Raw genomic sequence first — 17,586 nt, forward strand, 5'->3', positions numbered from 1 at the left:
CCAACAGTACTTTATTCATTGCACCAAAGCAGTTACAAGCCCGCCACCATGACCGACCAGCCCAAGAAATCCGATCCCAAATCCGATCCGAAGACCGACCGCTACCGCGATACCGTCTTCCTGCCCGCAACCGATTTTCCCATGCGAGCCGGATTGCCCGAGAAGGAGCCGCAGCTCCTCAAGCGCTGGGCCGACATGGGCCTGTTCCGCCGCATGCGCGAACAGGGCAAGGGGCGCGAGAAGTTCGTGCTGCACGATGGCCCGCCCTATGCCAACGGCAATATCCACATCGGCCACGCGCTCAACAAGATCCTCAAGGACATGGTGACCCGTTCGGCCCAGATGGCGGGCTATGACTCGCACTATGTGCCGGGCTGGGATTGCCACGGCCTTCCCATCGAATGGAAGATCGAGGAGCAGTATCGCGCCAAGGGCAAGAACAAGGACGCGGTTCCCGTGAACGAGTTCCGCCGCGAATGCCGCGAGTTCGCGCAAGGCTGGATTGACGTGCAGCGCGCCGAATTCAAGCGCCTCGGCGTGGAAGGCAACTGGGACAACCCCTACACCACCATGAACTTCCGCTCGGAAGCGGTGATTGCCCGTGAGCTGATGAAGTTCGCCGAAACGGGGCAGCTCTACCGTGGCTCGAAGCCCGTCATGTGGTCCGTGGTCGAAAAGACCGCGCTCGCCGAAGCCGAAGTCGAATATCAGGACTACACCAGCGACGCGATCACCGTGAAGTTCCCGGTGCGCAGCCACGACAAGGCGCACACGGGCTCGGTGCTGCAACGCCTCTATGATCTCGTCACGCTTGTGGCGGGCGAAAGCCACCCCGGCCAGACGGTGGACAAGGCGGAGTTCACCGCCGACCAGTCCCTTGACGATGCCAGCGTGGTGATCTGGACCACCACGCCCTGGACCATCCCCGGCAACCGCGCCATCAGCTATTCGCAGCGCATCGAGTACAGCCTCGTGAAGGTGACGGAAGCACCGGAGGGCAACTGGCTGGTCGCAGGCGACAAGCTCATCATCGCCAGCAAGCTGATCGAAGCCGTGATGAAGGCCGCGAAGGTGACAGGCTGGCGCGATCTTCGCGTGGTCGAGGCCAAGGAAATTGCAGCAATCGTCTGCGACCATCCCCTCAAGGCCATGGGTTATGACTACGCCATTCCCCTGCTGGATGGCGACCACGTCACCGACGATGCCGGCACAGGCTTCGTCCACACGGCACCCAGCCACGGTGCGGACGACTACAACATCTGGATTCACCACCAGCGCGAACTCGCCGAGACATACGGCCACGACTTCACGCTGATCCCGACACCTGTCGATGCCGACGGATATTACACCAAGGATGCGCCGGGCTTCGAAGGCAAGCGCGTCATCACTGACAAGGGCGAGAAGGGCGATGCCAACGAGGCGGTCATCGCGGCCCTGCGCGCGGCCGGCATGCTGGTGGCGCGCGAACGCCTGAAGCACCAGTATCCGCATTCCTGGCGTTCCAAGAAGCCGATCATCTTCCGCAACACGCCGCAGTGGTTCATCTCCATGGGCGATGGCCAGCCCAACTCGCTCCGCGACAAGGCGCTGGCCGCCATCGAACAAACGCAGTTCTTTCCGCCTGCAGGCCAGAACCGCCTGCGCGGCATGATCAGCGAACGGCCCGACTGGGTGATCTCGCGCCAGCGCGCCTGGGGTGTGCCCATTGCCGTGTTCGTGAACAAGGCGACGGGTGAAATCCTGAACGATTCCAAGGTGAACCAACGGGTTTATGACTCGTTCTGTGAAGAGGGCGCCGACGCCTGGTTCGCCGATGGCGCGGCGACGCGCTTCCTCGCGCCCGAGTACAATTCGCAGGACTACGAGCAGGTGCGCGACATCCTTGATGTCTGGTTCGACTCCGGCTGCACCCATGCCTTCACGCTGGAAGGCAACCCGGAACTGAAGTGGCCGGCCGATATTTATCTCGAAGGCTCGGACCAGCATCGCGGCTGGTTCCATTCCTCGTTGCTGGAAAGCTGCGGCACCCGCGGCCGCGCGCCCTACGACCAGGTGCTCACCCACGGCTTCATCATGGCCGAGGACGGCCGCAAGATGTCGAAGTCGCTGGGCAACGTGGTGGCCCCGCAGGACGTGATCAAGAATTCCGGCGCGGACATCCTCCGCCTCTGGGTGGCGTCTTCGGATTATTCCGACGACATGCGCATCGGACCCGAGATCATCAAGTCCAACGTCGAAGCCTACCGCAAGCTCCGCAACACCTTCCGCTACATGCTGGGCGCACTCGATGGTCTCAAGGACTGGGAGCAGGTCTACTGCAAGGACATGCCGGAGCTTGAGCGCTATGTGCTGCACAAGCTGTGGGAACTGGATGGCATCGTCCGCGCCGCCTACAAGGTGTACGATTACAAGCGCATCTTCGCGGCACTCACCCAGTTCATGAATGCCGATCTCTCGGCCTTCTACTTCGACATCCGCAAGGACACGCTCTATTGCGACCCGTGGTCCAGCGCCAGGCGCAAGTCCTGCCGCTCGGTCATCGACCAGTTGTTCCATTGCCTCACCACCTGGTGGGCGCCCATCCTCGTCTTCACCATGGAAGAGGTCTGGCTCTCGCGCTTCGGCGGCGAGGGTTCCTCGGTGCACCTCATGCCCTTCGCCAAGGCGCCGGATGAATGGCGCGACGATGCGCTGGCCGCCAAGTGGGAAAAGATCCGCGACGTGCGGAGCGTGGTGACGGGCGCGCTTGAAATCGAACGCGCCAACAAGTCGATCGGCTCCTCACTCGAAGCCGCTCCCAAGGTCTACGTGGCGCGCGACGCTGGCGAGGTCGAGGCACTGATGGCCAATGATTTTGCCGAGGTCTGCATCACCTCTGCCATCGAAGTCATCGCCGGCGCTGCACCGGCGGGAGCCTTCACGCTCGACAACGTCAAGGGCGTGGGCGTCGTCTTCGCCAAGGCCGAAGGTCCGAAGTGTGCGCGCTCGTGGAAGATCTCGAAGGCGATTGGCAGCGACAAGGATTTCCCCGACATCACCCCGCGCGATGCCGACGCCGTGCGCGAATGGCAGACGCGCTTCGGCAAGACGGTATGACGGCGCTTGCGATGACCGCCCGGCTCTGGGGACCTCTGTCGCGGCTCGGGCTGATGCTGGCGGTGTGGGTATTTGCGCTCGACCAGTTGAGCAAGGCCTGGATCCTGCGTGTCATCAATCTGGATGAGCGGCCGCCCATTCAGCTCACGCCTTTCGCCGACCTGCTCATGGCCTGGAACAAGGGGGTGTCCTATGGCCTCCTCACCACCCATGCCCAGTTCATCCTGGTAATGATGAGCCTGCTGATCACCGTGGTCCTGTGGATCTGGCTGGCGCGGGCCACGCATCCGCTGGCGGCGGCGGCGCTGGGCCTGATCATCGGCGGCGCCCTGGGCAATGCCCTTGACCGGGTGATCTATGGCGCGGTGGCGGATTTCGTTCACCTCCACTGGGGAACCTGGAGCTGGTACATCTTCAATGTGGCCGATATCGCCATCGTTGCCGGGGTGGTTTTGCTCGTCTATGATGGCTTTTTCCCACGCCAGAACAGCACGTCATAGGGCCATGGTTTTGCCGGAATCCCGCAGCAGGTTGCCAGTATGTTGAATGTCCGCGTCGTGAACTTGAGCCTCCTTGCTGCCAGCCTCTTCCTGGCAGGATGCTCGACGTCCGGCCTCCTGAACCGTGGCCGGGGACCGCAGGCCACCAGTGTTCCCGCCGGGAACAACCTCACCATGCCGCCGGATTTGCAGCTTCCGGCACCGGGAAGCGGCACCCAGGTGGCCTACCAGCCGTCTGCACCTGCCGCCGCACCGGGCGGGGACGCGGATGTCTATGGCGCCCCTTCGGCGCTGCCCCGCCGTGGCATCGGCAACACCCAATGCCCCAATGGCACCAAGGCCATCGACATCTACGCCTGCTACAACATCAACAAGCTGAAGCCCGACGGTACCAAGAAATCGACCGCCGAACTCAGCCTCGAACTGCGCGCCGCCATCCAGGCCCAGAAGCGCCAGCAGAACCCCAACTACGGCACGTTCAAGAACTTCGGCGAACTGTTCAACTGAACTTGAGGCCGCGCAAAGCCGCCTGCTAACCTCTGCCCATGCGAATCCGCCGCCTTCCCGAAGGCACCGTCAACCGCATTGCTGCGGGTGAGGTGATCGAGCGCCCCGCCAGTGCCGTGAAGGAACTGGTGGAAAACGCCATTGATGCCGGCGCAAGCCGCATCGACGTGGTGTTCCGGGGCGGCGGCAAGTCCCTGATCCGTGTCTCGGACGATGGCTTCGGCATGACAGCCGATGAACTGGTGCTGGCGCTCGAACGCCACGCCACCTCCAAGCTCCCGGATGATGATCTCTCCGCCATCGCCACCATGGGATTCCGCGGCGAGGCCCTGCCATCGATCGGCAGCGTTGCCCGCTTCACGCTCACCTCGCGCGCAGTGGATGCCGATGCCGCCCATGCCATAGCGGTGGAGGGCGGGCGCAGGAGTGACGTGCGGCCCGCAGCCTTGAAGGCCGGCACGGAAGCCGAAATCCGCGACCTCTTCTTCGCCACGCCCGCGCGCCTGAAGTTTCTCAAGACCGACCGCAGCGAAACGGCGGAGGCGCTGGAGGTGGTGCGGCGCCTCGCGCTGGCCAACCCGGCCGTCGGCTTTTCATTTGCCAGCGAGGACCGGCGCTGGCTGGATTGTCCGCCGGGCGAGACGCGCGAGGCCCGTATCGGCCGCATCATGGGCGCGGACTTCATGGAAAACAGCGTCACCGTGAGCCATGGCGGCGAAGATGTGGTGATTGAAGGATTGGCCGGATTGCCCACCGCCGCGCGGGCCCAGGCCAGCCAGCAGTTCGCCGTGGTGAATGGCAGGCCGGTCCGCGACAAGCTGATCGCGGGCGCCATTCGTGGTGCCTATGCCGACGTGCTGCCGCCGGGCCGCCACCCCGCCGTGGCATTGTTCATCACCTGTGCAGCCGAGCGCGTGGATGTGAACGTCCATCCCGCCAAGACAGAGGTGCGTTTCCGTGATCCCAATTTCGTCCGTTCACTGATCGTTTCTGGAATCCGCCGTGCCTTGGGGCAATCCCGCCCCGTGGCCGATACGGGCATCGCCGCACAGACCCTGGAAGCCTTTCGCCAGCAGCGCGCCGCAACCGGGTGGAGCGCCGCAACGCCTCAGTCCGCCCACTTCGCCGAGGCCGTGCAGGATGGTCTTGCCATGCAGATGCCACCCTCTGCGCGCGAGGCGGAAGCGCCGGCCGCAGAGGCCTTCGCCGACTATCCGCTGGGGCAGGCACGGGCGCAGATTCACGGCAACTACATTGTGTCGCAAACAGCAGGCGGCCTCATTCTGGTGGACCAGCACGCCGCCCATGAGCGCATCGTCTACGAACGCCTGAAGGCCGAGCGCGAGGGCCGGGGCGTGATGACCCAACCGCTGCTGGTGCCGCAGGTGATCGAGGTGGACAGCGCCACCTTCGCCGCCATCCTCTCCGTGCAGGAGTTGCTGGCGCAGGCAGGCCTGGTGGTGGATGGCTTCGGAGACACCTCCCTTGTCGTGCGCGAAGTGCCCGCAGCCCTCTCGTCCGCCGACTGGAAGGACGTGCTTGGCGCGGTGGCGGATGAAGTGTCTGAACTGGGCACGCTGCACTCGGTGGCGGGCAAGATGAACCATGTGCTGGCGACCGTCGCCTGTCATCACTCCGTGCGCTCCGGGCGCACGCTTCGCGTCGATGAAATGAACGCCCTGCTGCGCCAGATGGAAGTGACGCCCAACGCCGGCCAATGCAACCACGGCCGCCCCACCTTCATTGAACTGAAGATGGGCGACCTCGAACGCCTATTCGGCCGTAGCTGAACGGGACGCCGGGGCGAGACGGCGGTCGATCCACAGAAGCACACCGCCGAGCATCAGGAAACCGGCGACGAGCAAGACAATCGAGACAGCGAGGGCGCTCGCCCCCATGCGGCCGGGATCGAGGAACCAGTAGGCGTACCAGCCGTCCCACCCGCCCCGCAGCAAGGCGTAGAAGCAGTAGCCCAGCGGCCAGCATGCCGCAGAGGCCACATCGCGCCATCCCAGGGTGCCGTGCGGAAGGGCGAGCCAGGTCAGCGCGAAGAGCAGGGGCGTTGCATCATGGAGGCCATGATCTGCCACCGCCTGCCACCCTTGCGGCTGCCACGTGCTGCGCAGTGCAACACTATAGACCACACCCACGAAGACGATGCCGCACACCACGATGAAGCGAGACCGCGCACTCACGGGCAGGGCGGCGGCAATGCGGATGGCCGCCCATGCGACCAGCATGTTGGTGAGCAGTGTGAAGAAGCCGAGGAAACGCCAGATGACCTCGGCCAGACTGGCCTGGCCGCCCGCCAGCGTGGCATGGAGCAGCCGGAACTGCAGGCCGAGCGCGAGGCAGGCCACGACGGCCGTGAGCGCCGCGCAGAGACGAGACAAATGGCCGGGCGGAAGAGACGTTGTCATTCCCGCGAGGATGCGCCAGCCGGACCCCCTTGCAAAGGGCCGGCGGCGCGGAAGAATGTGACCACCGTGTCCCCATAGGTGCGCTGGTCGATGCGCGTCAGGCCCTCGACATCGCCCAGCACGGCGCGCTCGGATTCTTCCAGAACCACCACCGCGTTTGCCGCGAGCCAGCCGCCTTCCACCAGTGATCGCAGCGCCTGTTCGCCCAGCCCCTTGTTGTAGGGCGGATCGGCGAAGACGAGATCGAAGGGTGATTGCGGCGCGCAAGGGCCAAGTTTCGTGGCGTCCCGCCGCCAGATCTTGCACAGGCCGATGGCACCCAGCGCATCGGCGTTGCGGCGGATGACGCCACGCGCCTCGGTGCCTTCCTCGACGAACTGGCAGAACTTCGCCCCGCGCGACAGCGCCTCCAGGCCCAGCGCACCCGTTCCTGCGAACAGGTCCATCACCCGCGCGCCGTCGAGGTCAAGGCCGTCGATGCCGTGGGCGAGGATGTTGAAAAGCGATTCCCGCACCCGGTCCGACGTGGGCCGCGTCGACGTGGAGGCTGGCCCCACGATCGCATGTCCCTTGAATTTTCCACCGACGATCCGCATGGCGCTGCCCCGAGTTTCCGTCTTGAATCGGCACTGTTTCCCGTGGTCATCTGGCACGATGAAGCAGAAACTGCCAGACCCCATGCGTCTTGCCATCGCCGAGGCCCATGCCGCGGCCGAGCGCGGCGAGGTGCCGGTGGGCGCCGCCGTCGTCGCCTCCGATGGCGAGGTGCTGGCCGTGGCGGGGAACCGCACGCTCGAACTGAGAGACCCCACGGCCCATGCCGAACTGCTGGTGATCCGCGAGGCGGCGCGCAAGCTGGGCAGCGAGCGCCTCATCGACTGCGACCTGCATGTGACGCTGGAACCTTGCGCCATGTGCGCCGCCGCCATTTCCTTCGCGCGCATCAGGCGGGTCTATTTCGGTGCGGAAGACGAAAAGATGGGCGCGGTCGAACACGGTCCCCGCTTTTTCCGCCAGCCCACATGCCATCATGCGCCGGAAGTCTATGGCGGCATCGGCGAAGGCGAATCCGCAGCGCTGCTGCGAAGCTTTTTCAGGTCGCGTCGGATGTGAGCAGCATGCGCTCCAGTTTGCGCTTCAAGTCGTCCTTGGCGGGTTCCGCAGACGCGATGATCTCCCGCACGCGGAAGAAGTCCGCCGATCCGAACTGATCGATCTTCGGGGTGATGTAGATGTCGGGTGGCGTGAGGGCACGCTTCAGGTCGGCCATGCGATTGAACATGATGAGCAGCGAGCCCACCGCAATTTCCATGTTGCCGATCTTGCCGCTGGTGGGGCGTGGGCGGCCCGTGACGTCCACGGCCACCACAAGGTCCGTGCCGTCGCGCACCCGGTCGAACGGAACGGGATTGACCACCCCGCCGTCCACGTGAATGCGCCCGTCGATCGTCGGTGCAGAAATGACTCCGGGAATGGCGATGGACGCACCCACGGCCTGCGCCAGCGGCCCCGAGGTGAGTACCGCTTCTTCCATGCGCTCGTAGTCCGTGGCGATGATCTTGAGCGGAATGCGCGTCTCTTCAATGTTGCGCGGCAGGAAATCTGGCAAGGCGAGATTGGCCAGACGCTCGCCATCGAAATGGAGGGAGGCAAAGCCCTTGAGCGAGAGCAACTCCAAAGGCCGCGTCTTGCGCGCCCCGAACACATAGCGGGCGAAATCCACCCGGTTGGCGAGAAGCTTTTCCGCGTGGGTGCGGATGTCCTTGCCGCTCATGCCGCCGGCATAGCAGGCCCCCACCAGCGCGCCCATGCTGCTGCCCGCAATGACCGCAGGCACAATGCCCATCTCGTCGAAGGCTTCCAGCAGCGCGATGTGGGCGAGGCCGCGCGCACCGCCGCCGCCGAGGGCAAGGCCGATGCGGCGCCGGTCCGTCACAGCGCCCGCCAGCCGATATCGTGGCGGCAGAAGCCGCCCGCGAAGTCGATGGTGGCCACAGCCGCATAGGCGCGCTGCTGCGCCTCCTTCACCGTGGAGCCAAGTGCGGTGACATTGAGGACGCGACCGCCGTTGGACACGAGTTGCCCATTCCGCAGCGCCGTGCCCGCATGGAACACTTCAACGCCTTGGGGAGAATCATTCTCCAGGCCCTTGATCGGATTCCCTTTTTGCACGGTGCCGGGATAGCCTTTGGCGCATAGGCAAACGGTCAGCGCAGTTTGGTCCTTCCAGCGCACGCTCATCTTGTCGAGCGTGCCATCGACAGTGGCGAGCAGCAGCGTCAGCAGGTCAGACTTCAGGCGCGGCATGAGCACCTGCGTTTCGGGATCGCCGAAGCGCGCGTTGTATTCGATGAGCTGCGGGCCACTCGTGGTTAGCATCAGTCCGGCATAGAGCACACCCTTGTAGGGATGCCCCGACTCGGCGAGCGCCTTCACGGTGGGCTTGACGATCTTTTCGAGCGACTCGACAATGAGCTGAGGCGTCATGCAGGGTGCGGGCGAATAGGCACCCATGCCGCCCGTGTTGGGTCCGGTGTCGCCATCGCCAAGGCGCTTGTGGTCCTGCGCCGTGGTGAGCGGCAGCACGTTCACGCCATCGCTGAGCACGAAGTAGCTCGCCTCTTCGCCTTCCAGGAATTCTTCGACCACGCAGGAAGCCTCGCCGAAGCGGCCGTCCCAGATGTCGCGCAACGCGGCCTCCGCCTCCGCCAGCGTCAGGGCGACCGTGACACCCTTGCCCGCCGCAAGACCATCCGCCTTGATGACGATGGGCGCACCCTGCTGGCGCACATAGGCGAGCGCTGCATCATGCGCGGTGAACCGCTCATAGGCGGCGGTGGGAATGCCGGCGGCGCGGCAGATGTCCTTGGTGAAACCCTTCGAGCCTTCCAGTTGGGCGGCATAGCGCGTGGGGCCAAAGGCCTTGATGCGCGCCGCCGTGAGGTCATCGACAAGACCCGCAACCAATGGCGCTTCCGGGCCAACCATCACGAGGCCGATGGTGTTGTCCTGGCAAAAGCGGATCACCGCAGCATGATCGGTCACATCAAGATCTACGTTGCGGCCAAGCTGTGCCATGCCGGGATTGCCCGGAGCGCAGTAGAGCGTGTCGAGCAGCGGGCTGGCGGCAATGGCCCAGGCCAGCGCGTGTTCACGCCCGCCCGACCCGATGAGCAGCACGTTCATGGCTTCAATTGGACGTTGGACGACAGCGCGATGCGGCTGGAGCGCACATGCAGGACTGCGGGGCCGGGTGCGGCGAGGAAGGCGGAGACGGTCCCGTCCACGTCATTGTCGCCACGCGCGATGGAGAACGAGGCCGCGCCGAAGGACTTTGCCCAATCATCGAAATCCGGGTTCTTCAAATCCGTGCCCGAGATGCGTCCCGGGAATTCGCGCTCCTGGTGGGTGCGGATCGTGCCGTAGATGCCGTTGTTGGAGATGACGATCTTGGGCGCGGCACCGCTCGCCATGGCGGTTGCGATTTCCTGCCCGGTCATCAGCACGCCGCCGTCGCCGACAAAGCAGATGGCGGTGCGCTTCGGATCGCTGATCGAAGCCGCAACGGCCCCCGGCACGCCAAGGCCCATGGCGCCGACAATGCCGCCGATCAGCGTGTTGTCGGGCGTCATCTTCCAGTGGCGGTGAACCCAGGTGGAGATATTGCCCGCGTCCGTCACCACGATGGCGTCCCTGGGCGCAAGGCGGGAGAGGGAATCCACAACGACGCCAAAATCCATGCCATCCGGCGCATCGACCGGCTTGTAGACCTGCAAGTCCCTCACCACGCCATTGAGGCTGCTGATCCAGGCTTCGCGCCCGGCCGAAACCACGCGCGGCGACTGCGCCAGCCCCGCCAGCACCGCCACCGGATCGGCAATCAGTCCAAGATCAGTGCGGAACACGTGGCCGATGGGCTTGCCGTCAGGATAGACATGCACCAGCGTCTGCTTCGGTGCGGGGCATTCGGGGAAAGTGTAGCCAAGGCTCGCCACGTCACCGAGGCGCGTGCCGATGGCGAGGATGAGGTCTGCCTCCTGCAGGGCCTTGCGATGGGCGGCGAGTGCGCCAAAGCCCAGGTGTCCGGCATAGAGAGGCGAGGCGTTGTCGAAGATTTCCTGGTTCTTCCACGTCACGGCAACGGGAAGGCGCTGCGCCTCGGCAAAGCGCTTGATCGCGGCCTTGCCCGCGGCACTGCGCAAGGCTCCGCCCACCACAAGCACCGGGCGCTCGCTCGCATCAATGACCTGCTGGATGCGCGCCAGATCGGAGGCCGAGACGCCGACCGTCGCCAGCGGAAACACCACCGGCTCTTTCTCGTCCACCGGGTCGTCGAGCATGTCTTCCGGCAGGGACAGCACCACGGGTCCGGGAATGCCCTGCTGCGCAAGGCGGAAACTGCGCGGCAGGATTTCATGGAGCTTGCGGCCGTCGGTGATCTCGAACACGCCCTTCGCCATGGAACCGAGGAAGCGCTCGTAATCCACTTCCTGGAAAACGCCACGCGTGCGTTCGGCGCGCGCCACCTGGCCCACCAGCAGGATGACCGGCAGCCCATCCTGATCGGCCATGTGAACGGCGATGGAGGCGTTCGTGGCACCAGGCCCGCGGCTCACCATGAACACGGCAGGCTCGCCCGTCAGCTTCGCTTCGGCGCAAGCCATGAAACCGGCGCCCCCTTCATGGCGGCACACCACCACGTCGATGCCGCTCTCGTGCAGGGCATCGAGCAGGGTGAGATAGCTTTCACCCGGCACGCAATAGACGCGCTTGATGCCGTGGGCCTTCAGGGATTGGACAATGGTATCTGCTGCGCGCATGGCAATTCCGGACATGGTGGGGTTGTGAAGGCCCCCTCATGCCCGAAAAAGCATGGCCCTGTCGATAGCCGTCAGGGCGCTGCGGCGTTGAGTTTTGCGAGCGCCTTCGCGGCATCTTCGTTGCCCGCGGCCACGGCCTTGTCATACCACTCCCGCGCCTTCTGCGGATCAGGCTCCAGGCCGCGCACGTTCATGGCGGCATAGACTACCGGGTCATAGGTCTGGCCAGCGCCAAAGGCGCCTTCCGCCGCACCCATTCCGTGTGCCTTGATGAAGAACTGCCGGGCCGAGTCAAGGTCGCCCGTCTTGAGCAGGGCTTCGCCCTTTCCGAGCAGCGTCTTGGCCTCGGTGTTTTCCGCCTCCTGCGGCAGGGGAATGGCCTGCGGCAGCGGCTGGCTGGCCATGGACTGACTTTCCGGCGGTGCACTTGCGGGCTGGACCGTGACTTTGTTGAGGTCAAGCTCCACCGTCATCTCGCGGGGTGGCGTTGCGGCAACCCCTGTCTTTTCCTCAACACCTGCGACGGCGAGATCAAGCTGCGGCGACTGCGCCTGCGGAACGACCAGCTTCACACCCTCGATTTCGGTGGGCTTCAGCAGCCACTCGCCGTCGGCCACTTCCGTGCCCTGGGTGAGATAGGCATCGCCCGGCAGCCCGGTGATCTTGAGGGCCAGCGGCATGTCGGGATCGGCAGGCACGGCGGTCAGCGCCAGCGGAATGGGATTGTTGAGCACGCCGCTCGCGTCCGCCACATCGACCCGCGCCATGCGCACCGGCTTCTTGGTGAGCACGGTGCTGCCGCCGTTCTTGACGTTGGCAGCGACCTGGCCCCCGGCCGCGGGTTCTTCGGCAACAGGTTTTTGCAGCAGCGCCATGATGGCCGATGCACTGGTGGACGCGCCACTCATGGCGGCGGCATAACCCTGGTGAACCAGCCCCATGTTGGCGCTGGCCAGCCCGGCAACGCCACCGATGGCGCAGGCCACGGCAAACAGCCCGGCGATGCGAAGCGGCGTCAGCGCGCTGCGCTGGCGCTGCTGTTCAGGGGTGGCTTGTCGCGCATCCATCTTGCGCTGCCATTCCCGGAAGCGGAGATTGCCATCGTCATTGGCGGCGCGCGGACGCACAGGCTCTGCCTCGCGCTCCATGGTGGAGAAGGGCGCAACCGCCGGCGATGCGGCCAGGCGCTTGGCCGACTGGAAGCGTTCCTCCAGCCGGCGGCGATAGCTTTCATAGGCTTCCGGCGTCGGCTGTTCAAACATCGGCGCATGCGCCCGGGCAGAGCGATAGCGGTTGGCAAGTTCCTGACTGTCGTCGTCGCTCATGGCCTTGCCGAACCAGCTCGGTGTCACCTCGTCCTCAGCTGTCTCTTCGCCTCGGGCTTCCAATGGTTCTTCGTCGTCAAACGTAGGTTCAAGGTCTTCGCCATCATACTCCGCGGCTTCCATGCGGTCGTTTTCATCAGGCTCGACAACGGACGATTTCTTTTCCCCGGCTGGTGTGGCACGCTTTGATTTGCTCATTGCCCGTCTCCTTGTTGCAGTTCGGTTTCAGCACCGGTGGTGCTGGTGGATGCAGATTCGGCAGCGGTGTCCTGCAAGGCAGCCTGTGCCGCCTTGTGCCGGGTCCAACCCGGAATTTCCGCTGTCAGGTTTGCGTTGATCTTCAATTGCCCGGCATTGCGGAGCAGGGCGGAGGTGAAAGCCTTGAGACGCGCGTCCGTGGCCTTGTCGGCGCCCTTGCTGAACACCATCACCGCAAGCGGCGCCGCCACCGTCTCGACATCACCGCCTTCACTGATGAGCGATGGTGCATCGGTGGGCGAAAGCATGATCGGGGAATAGGTAGAGTCGAGCTGCTTCGGTAGCGCCAGTGGCAGGATTTTGAAGCGCTTCCCATCCAGCCGCGCCGACTTCAGCGCGCTGGCATCCACCAGTGCCGCATCCGCAGAGCCTTGCGACAACACGGTGAGCGCTTCCGCGTTCTGCCGTGGCACGCGCGCGAAGGAAACATCGGACGCATTGAACAGCAACTCGCCCGCGACGAAGCCCATGCTGCCCGTCGGTCCTGTCGCCACACGTTTTCCAGCGAGATCAGCGAGGCTGTCGATGCCCTTGCCCACAACCAATGCCCATTTGATGGATTGCAGGCGAACGAGATACGTGACCTTGCCGTCCAGTCCCTGCAGCAAGCCCTGCGCCTGCGCATAAGTGAGCGTGTCGAGCGGCAACAAGGCTGCATCCACGCGGTCGAGATAGGCCAGATCGGAAACGGCTTGCAGGGTCCCGGCACCGACGATGGGCAGGACGCGGAGGCCCTGTTCATGCTGCACGGTCGCGGCAATACTATTGGCAAGACCCAGCCACTGCGGATCGGCCGCCATCAGCCCCAGCGTGTTCTGGTTCAATTTGTCGGCGCGTGAATCCGCCGTGGCCGTGTGTGCTGACGCAAACAACAGGCCAACCGCGACAACCGCCGCCATGAAGGGCTTCAATTGGCCCATCCACCTACCCCGCGATTGCCGTCCCAGGGTGGGGCACCACGCCCCCTCGAGGTTAACTCTTCATCAGATTTTGTGGCGCTGGCGGGGCGGAAATGGGGAATTGTGGCGTATCAGCTCCGGCGGTCCAAGGGCAGATAATCCCGAGCTTCCGGACCGTCATAGAGCGTCAAGGGCCTGATCAGAATGTTGTTTTGCAGTTGTTCCAGGCACTGCACGGTCCACCCCGGAACCCGGCCCGCCGCAAAGATGGGCACAAACAGGTCCGGCGCGATGCCATTCAGATAGTAAATGACCCCGGAGTAGAAATCGACGTTCACGTTCACCCCGAAGCGCGCATAGGGCCGCATCGCTTCCACCACAGCCTGCAGGATGGCGAACCACTTGGGTTCTCCCATCTCCCGCGAGAGCTGTTCCACGCCATCGCGCATGTGACGCGCGCGCGGGTCTTCCGTCCGGTAGACCCGGTGGCCGAAGCCGGTGACGGCATCGCCGGCCGCGCGCTTGGTCTTCACGTAGGCCGCTGCATTCTCCGGCGTGCCGATCTCCTGGGCCATCTTCATCACGTCCTCGGCCGCTCCACCGTGGGCGGGGCCGGAGAGGGCCGCGATGGCCGCAGTCATGGCGGCATGAAGGTTTGCTTCCGTGCCGATAACCACACGACCGGCGAAGGAGGAGGCGTTGCTGCCGTGCTCGGCATGGAGAATGAGGTCGCGGTCCATGAGCTTTGCAGCCGCCTGCGAAGGTTCACGGCCTGTGAGCATCCAGAGGAAGTGCGCGGCGTGGGAGAGGCCTGCACCGGGTTGCGGCACGGCCCGCCCCGTCCGCACCGCCGCATGGACACCGATGATGACGGGAATCTGCGCGGTGAGGCGAAGGCCCTTGGCGCGGGTTGCCTCAAGGGAATTGTCATCGGCCTGCGGATCAAAGGCGGCGAGCGCCGAGACCGCCGTACGCAACACATCCATCGGGTGGGCGTGCGCCAGGGTGTGGATGATGTGGGTGACGCCGTCCGGCAATTGGCGTGCCGCCCCCAACGTGGCCCGCGTGGTTTCGAGTTCAGCCCGAGTGGGCAATTCGCCGTGCAGCAGCAGGTGTGCCGTTTCCTCGAAAGTGGACTGTTGTGCAAGATCGTGGATGGAGTATCCCCGGTAGCGAAGCTCACCTGCCTTGCCGTCAATGAATGTCGTGGCCGAGCGCTCAAAATAGACGCCCTTGAGGCCGCGATGGATTTCGATCTTGTCTTCGCTGGACATGCTGGGGTTCCGGAGGTTGCAACGTGACAGTGATCGAAGAGGCCAAGGCCAAAATCAAGGGCAGGGGCCTGAAACTTGTGATGCCAGAATCCGGCGACCCCCGGATCGCCGAGGCCGCCCGCCGCCTGCAAGACAACGGGTTGTCCGATGTCATCCTGTTCGGCGCGCATGATGTACCCGCGCCATCGCCGGAAGCCATCGCCCGGTTGCGGGAGGTCCGCCCGAAATTGTCGGACTCGCTTGCCACGAAATTTCTGCAAAAGCCTCTGTTCGCGGGTGGTGCCCTGGTCGCCACGGGCCGCGCCGATGGCATGCTGGCGGGGGCGGCCAACGCCACGGCCCGTGTGATCGAAGCGGCGTTGATGACGATCGGCCTTGCACCCTCCATTGCAACGCCTTCCAGCTTCTTCCTCATGCAATGGCCCGAGCGCCGTCTCGTCTTTGCCGATTGTGCGGTGAACGTTCAGCCCACCGCCACCGAACTCGCCGACATCGCGATTGCATCCGCCGCCAGCGCGCGCGCCGTGCTGGCGGACGCGCCCCGCGTGGCGCTGCTCTCCTTTTCCACCAAGGGATCGGGCGATCACCCCGATGCGGAGAAGGTGCGTGAGGCTCTTTTGCTCGCCCGCGCCCGCGCGCCATCTCTGCTCATCGATGGAGAGTTGCAGGGAGATGCGGCACTGTCGCAAGCCGTCGCCGCGCGCAAGGTGAAGGAGGAGAGCGCCGTTGCGGGCCGTGCCAACGTCCTCGTCTTCCCGGACCTCGACGCCGGCAACATCGCCTACAAGCTCACGCAATATCTCGCGGGCGCGCAGGCAATCGGTCCGATCCTGCAAGGCTTCGCACGTCCGGTCTCCGACCTGTCACGCGGCGCCACGGTGGACGACATCGTGGATACCGCAGCCCTGCTGCTGTCGATGGCCTGATCACGCCTCCGGCGTGAGTGCCAGCACCGAAGCCACATGCCGCGCCATCGTCAGTTCCTCGTTGGCGGGAATGACATGCACGTCAGATGGCGCAACGGCGAGCCAGGCGAGATGGGCCATGATGCGGGAGCGCACAGGCCCGGCATTCTCGCCCACACCACCGGTGAAGACGATGGCATCGACGCCACCCAGCGCCGGCACCAGCGAGGCCGCATGGCGCGCCGCCGAATAACAGTAGTACTCGACAGCTTCCGCCGCTTCCGGGCGCTCGCTCGCCAGCAACTCCCGCATGTCGCCGGAGATGCCGGAGAGGCCGAGGAGTCCGCTTTTGCGGTAGAGCAGGTCTTCCAGTTGATCGAGTGTCAGCTTCTCGTCCCGCATCAGCGCCACCAGCACACCGGGGTCGATTGAGCCCGTGCGCGTGCCCATCACCAGACCGTCTGCGGTCGAGAAGCCCATGGTGGTGCCCACGCTCTTCCCGTCCTGGATGGCGCACATGGATGATCCGGAGCCGAGATGGGCAGCAAGGATGCGGCGCGGCAGCGTTCCCCTCGTTTGTGCAGGCAGGGCCGAGACAATGTGCTCGTAGTTCAGCCCATGGAAGCCGTAACGCCGGTAGCCCTTGTCGCGATAGACGCGCGGCAGCGGCAGGCGCGTGGCGAGTTCCGGCTGCGTTGCATGAAAGGCGGTGTCGAAGCACGCCACCTGCGGCACCTCCGGCAGCAGGGCACGCATGTCGCGCAACACGCCGATGCCGAAGGGCAGGTGCAGCGGTGCCAGGCTGCGCAGGCTGTCCAGCGTCGTCAGCACCGTGTCATCAATGAGGGTGGGCGACACGAAGGCGGCGCCGCCATGGACGACGCGGTGGCCAATGCCGCGCAACACTGTCTGCGACACACCCTCATCCCGCAGGAAAGCGAGCAGGATGGCAAGTCCATCCCGATAGGTGGTGGCCGCTGGCAGCAACCTGCTGATCTCGCCGCAGACGAGCTGCGGCGCCGTGCCGATGCCGCTCACCTGTCCGCGCAGGCGCTCGCTGAGGCCCTTCTCGTCATAGACGGCAAACTTGAGGGATGAGGATCCGGCATTGAGAACAAGGATGGCCATGCCCCTTCTTCAGGGCAGCACGGCGGCCATGCAAGGGCCTGTCTCAGTATTTCACCAGTCCTGATTTGGACAGCTTGAAGCCGGTGCCGTTGGCCATGCACTTCAACCCCGACGTGGAGGAGGTGCAGACGAAGCCCGCCTTCTTCCATTTGGTGCCATAGTCGAACACGTTGCCCAAGGGCTCGCCGTAACCGCAACCCGGCACTTCGCCCGGGTTCTTGTAGACGTGCATTTCGCCGTCGGGGGTGAGGGTCACGGTCCAGTATTTCGGCTTCACGCGCGAGCACGAGAGCAACGGGCCATCCGCCGCATCACCGATGTAGGAGCAGCAGATGTTTCCGGAAGGCATGTCGAATTCCAGCGTGCCGCTGTCCGACGGCGTGAAATCGATGGCGAAGGCCGGAACCGTGAGCAGGGCGGCCAGAAGAGGGGTGAGCGACAGTGACTTGAACAT

General features: G+C 64.7%; 16 protein-coding genes. 6 read left to right on the plus strand and 10 right to left on the minus strand.

Translation table 11 applies throughout. The features are described from left to right. Positions 1-48: 48 nt before the first annotated feature. From IPM06_11720 to mutL, 4 genes are read left to right on the plus strand one after another with little or no spacing between them, the layout of a single operon-like run. Positions 49-3,096, plus strand: a complete 3,048-nt coding sequence (locus IPM06_11720; protein ID MBK8771087.1) for an isoleucine--tRNA ligase — start codon at positions 49-51, stop codon at positions 3,094-3,096. A gap of 53 nt (positions 3,097-3,149) precedes the next feature. Next, the gene (locus IPM06_11725) at positions 3,150-3,596 is read left to right on the plus strand and encodes a signal peptidase II (protein ID MBK8771088.1); all 447 of its coding nucleotides are present in this window, start codon (positions 3,150-3,152) and stop codon (positions 3,594-3,596) included. Between the two features lie 39 nt (positions 3,597-3,635). Next, on the plus strand, positions 3,636-4,103 hold the full coding sequence (locus IPM06_11730; GenBank protein MBK8771089.1) for a hypothetical protein: 468 nt from the start codon (positions 3,636-3,638) through the stop codon (positions 4,101-4,103). 38 nt (positions 4,104-4,141) lie between these two features. Further along, positions 4,142-5,893: a DNA mismatch repair endonuclease MutL gene (gene mutL / locus IPM06_11735; GenBank protein MBK8771090.1), complete on the plus strand. Its 1,752-nt coding sequence runs from the start codon at positions 4,142-4,144 to the stop codon at positions 5,891-5,893. Here the strand turns inward: mutL and IPM06_11740 are convergent. Both IPM06_11740 and rsmD read right to left on the minus strand, forming a co-directional pair. After that, positions 5,876-6,523 (minus strand): Pr6Pr family membrane protein, encoded by a 648-nt coding sequence (locus IPM06_11740; GenBank protein MBK8771091.1) that lies wholly within the window; start codon positions 6,521-6,523, stop codon positions 5,876-5,878. The genes mutL and IPM06_11740 overlap by 18 nt on opposite strands. Next, positions 6,520-7,119 carry a 16S rRNA (guanine(966)-N(2))-methyltransferase RsmD gene (rsmD, locus tag IPM06_11745; protein ID MBK8771092.1) on the minus strand — a complete coding sequence of 200 codons (600 nt, stop codon included), beginning with the start codon at positions 7,117-7,119 and terminating at the stop codon, positions 6,520-6,522. The genes IPM06_11740 and rsmD overlap by 4 nt, the downstream gene beginning before the upstream one ends. Positions 7,120-7,201: 82 nt before the next feature. Here rsmD and IPM06_11750 point away from each other — a divergent pair, with 82 nt between their 5' ends. Then, positions 7,202-7,636: a nucleoside deaminase gene (locus IPM06_11750; GenBank protein ID MBK8771093.1), complete on the plus strand. Its 435-nt coding sequence runs from the start codon at positions 7,202-7,204 to the stop codon at positions 7,634-7,636. Here IPM06_11750 and IPM06_11755 read toward each other — a convergent pair. The 6 genes from IPM06_11755 to IPM06_11780 all read right to left on the minus strand — a co-directional run bounded on the left by IPM06_11755 (position 7,617) and on the right by IPM06_11780 (position 15,099). Next, entirely contained in the window at positions 7,617-8,459 is an 843-nt protein-coding gene (locus IPM06_11755; GenBank protein MBK8771094.1) for a patatin-like phospholipase family protein, read from the minus strand. The two genes, IPM06_11750 and IPM06_11755, sit on opposite strands and share 20 nt — an antisense overlap. Beyond that, a complete protein-coding gene (gene purD, locus IPM06_11760; GenBank protein MBK8771095.1) occupies positions 8,456-9,709 on the minus strand; it encodes a phosphoribosylamine--glycine ligase in 1,254 nt (417 codons plus the stop codon). The genes IPM06_11755 and purD overlap by 4 nt, the downstream gene beginning before the upstream one ends. Then, positions 9,706-11,343 carry an acetolactate synthase gene (locus tag IPM06_11765; GenBank protein MBK8771096.1) on the minus strand — a complete coding sequence of 546 codons (1,638 nt, stop codon included), beginning with the start codon at positions 11,341-11,343 and terminating at the stop codon, positions 9,706-9,708. Before IPM06_11765 ends, purD begins: the two co-directional genes overlap by 4 nt. A 71-nt stretch (positions 11,344-11,414) precedes the next feature. Then, complete coding sequence (locus tag IPM06_11770) at positions 11,415-12,866, minus strand: hypothetical protein (GenBank protein ID MBK8771097.1); 1,452 nt, start codon at positions 12,864-12,866, stop codon at positions 11,415-11,417. Further along, entirely contained in the window at positions 12,863-13,846 is a 984-nt protein-coding gene (locus tag IPM06_11775; GenBank protein MBK8771098.1) for a hypothetical protein, read from the minus strand. Before IPM06_11775 ends, IPM06_11770 begins: the two co-directional genes overlap by 4 nt. A gap of 110 nt (positions 13,847-13,956) precedes the next feature. After that, positions 13,957-15,099, minus strand: coding sequence for a citrate (Si)-synthase (locus tag IPM06_11780; GenBank protein MBK8771099.1), 1,143 nt, complete (start codon positions 15,097-15,099; stop codon positions 13,957-13,959). 80 nt (positions 15,100-15,179) lie between these two features. Here IPM06_11780 and IPM06_11785 point away from each other — a divergent pair, with 80 nt between their 5' ends. After that, positions 15,180-16,025: a phosphate acetyltransferase gene (locus tag IPM06_11785; protein MBK8771100.1), complete on the plus strand. Its 846-nt coding sequence runs from the start codon at positions 15,180-15,182 to the stop codon at positions 16,023-16,025. On the opposite strand, the gene IPM06_11790 is transcribed toward IPM06_11785, so the two are convergent. Continuing rightward, positions 16,026-17,132, minus strand: a complete 1,107-nt coding sequence (locus IPM06_11790; protein MBK8771101.1) for an acetate kinase — start codon at positions 17,130-17,132, stop codon at positions 16,026-16,028. It lies immediately after the preceding gene. Between the two features lie 43 nt (positions 17,133-17,175). Beyond that, complete coding sequence (locus IPM06_11795) at positions 17,176-17,586, minus strand: hypothetical protein (GenBank protein ID MBK8771102.1); 411 nt, start codon at positions 17,584-17,586, stop codon at positions 17,176-17,178.

The organism is Hyphomicrobiales bacterium (assembly GCA_016710435.1).
Lineage (GTDB): Bacteria > Pseudomonadota > Alphaproteobacteria > Rhizobiales > Aestuariivirgaceae > Aestuariivirga.

Bases quoted from the DNA above. Each gene is read 5' to 3' on its own strand.
- IPM06_11740 (MBK8771091.1), bottom strand. From the start codon at position 6,523: ATGACAACGTCTCTTCCGCCCGGCCATTTGTCTCGTCTCTGCGCGGCG.
- purD (MBK8771095.1), bottom strand. From the start codon at position 9,709: ATGAACGTGCTGCTCATCGGGTCGGGCGGGCGTGAACACGCGCTGGCC.
- IPM06_11725 (MBK8771088.1), top strand. From the start codon at position 3,150: ATGCTGGCGGTGTGGGTATTTGCGCTCGACCAGTTGAGCAAGGCCTGG.
- rsmD (MBK8771092.1), bottom strand. From the start codon at position 7,119: ATGCGGATCGTCGGTGGAAAATTCAAGGGACATGCGATCGTGGGGCCA.
- IPM06_11790 (MBK8771101.1), bottom strand. From the start codon at position 17,132: ATGGCCATCCTTGTTCTCAATGCCGGATCCTCATCCCTCAAGTTTGCC.
- IPM06_11785 (MBK8771100.1), top strand. From the start codon at position 15,180: ATGCCAGAATCCGGCGACCCCCGGATCGCCGAGGCCGCCCGCCGCCTG.
- IPM06_11770 (MBK8771097.1), bottom strand. From the start codon at position 12,866: ATGAGCAAATCAAAGCGTGCCACACCAGCCGGGGAAAAGAAATCGTCC.
- IPM06_11720 (MBK8771087.1), top strand. From the start codon at position 49: ATGACCGACCAGCCCAAGAAATCCGATCCCAAATCCGATCCGAAGACC.
- IPM06_11765 (MBK8771096.1), bottom strand. From the start codon at position 11,343: ATGCGCGCAGCAGATACCATTGTCCAATCCCTGAAGGCCCACGGCATC.
- mutL (MBK8771090.1), top strand. From the start codon at position 4,142: ATGCGAATCCGCCGCCTTCCCGAAGGCACCGTCAACCGCATTGCTGCG.
- IPM06_11775 (MBK8771098.1), bottom strand. From the start codon at position 13,846: ATGGGCCAATTGAAGCCCTTCATGGCGGCGGTTGTCGCGGTTGGCCTG.
- IPM06_11750 (MBK8771093.1), top strand. From the start codon at position 7,202: ATGCGTCTTGCCATCGCCGAGGCCCATGCCGCGGCCGAGCGCGGCGAG.
- IPM06_11780 (MBK8771099.1), bottom strand. From the start codon at position 15,099: ATGTCCAGCGAAGACAAGATCGAAATCCATCGCGGCCTCAAGGGCGTC.
- IPM06_11730 (MBK8771089.1), top strand. From the start codon at position 3,636: ATGTTGAATGTCCGCGTCGTGAACTTGAGCCTCCTTGCTGCCAGCCTC.
- IPM06_11795 (MBK8771102.1), bottom strand. From the start codon at position 17,586: ATGTTCAAGTCACTGTCGCTCACCCCTCTTCTGGCCGCCCTGCTCACG.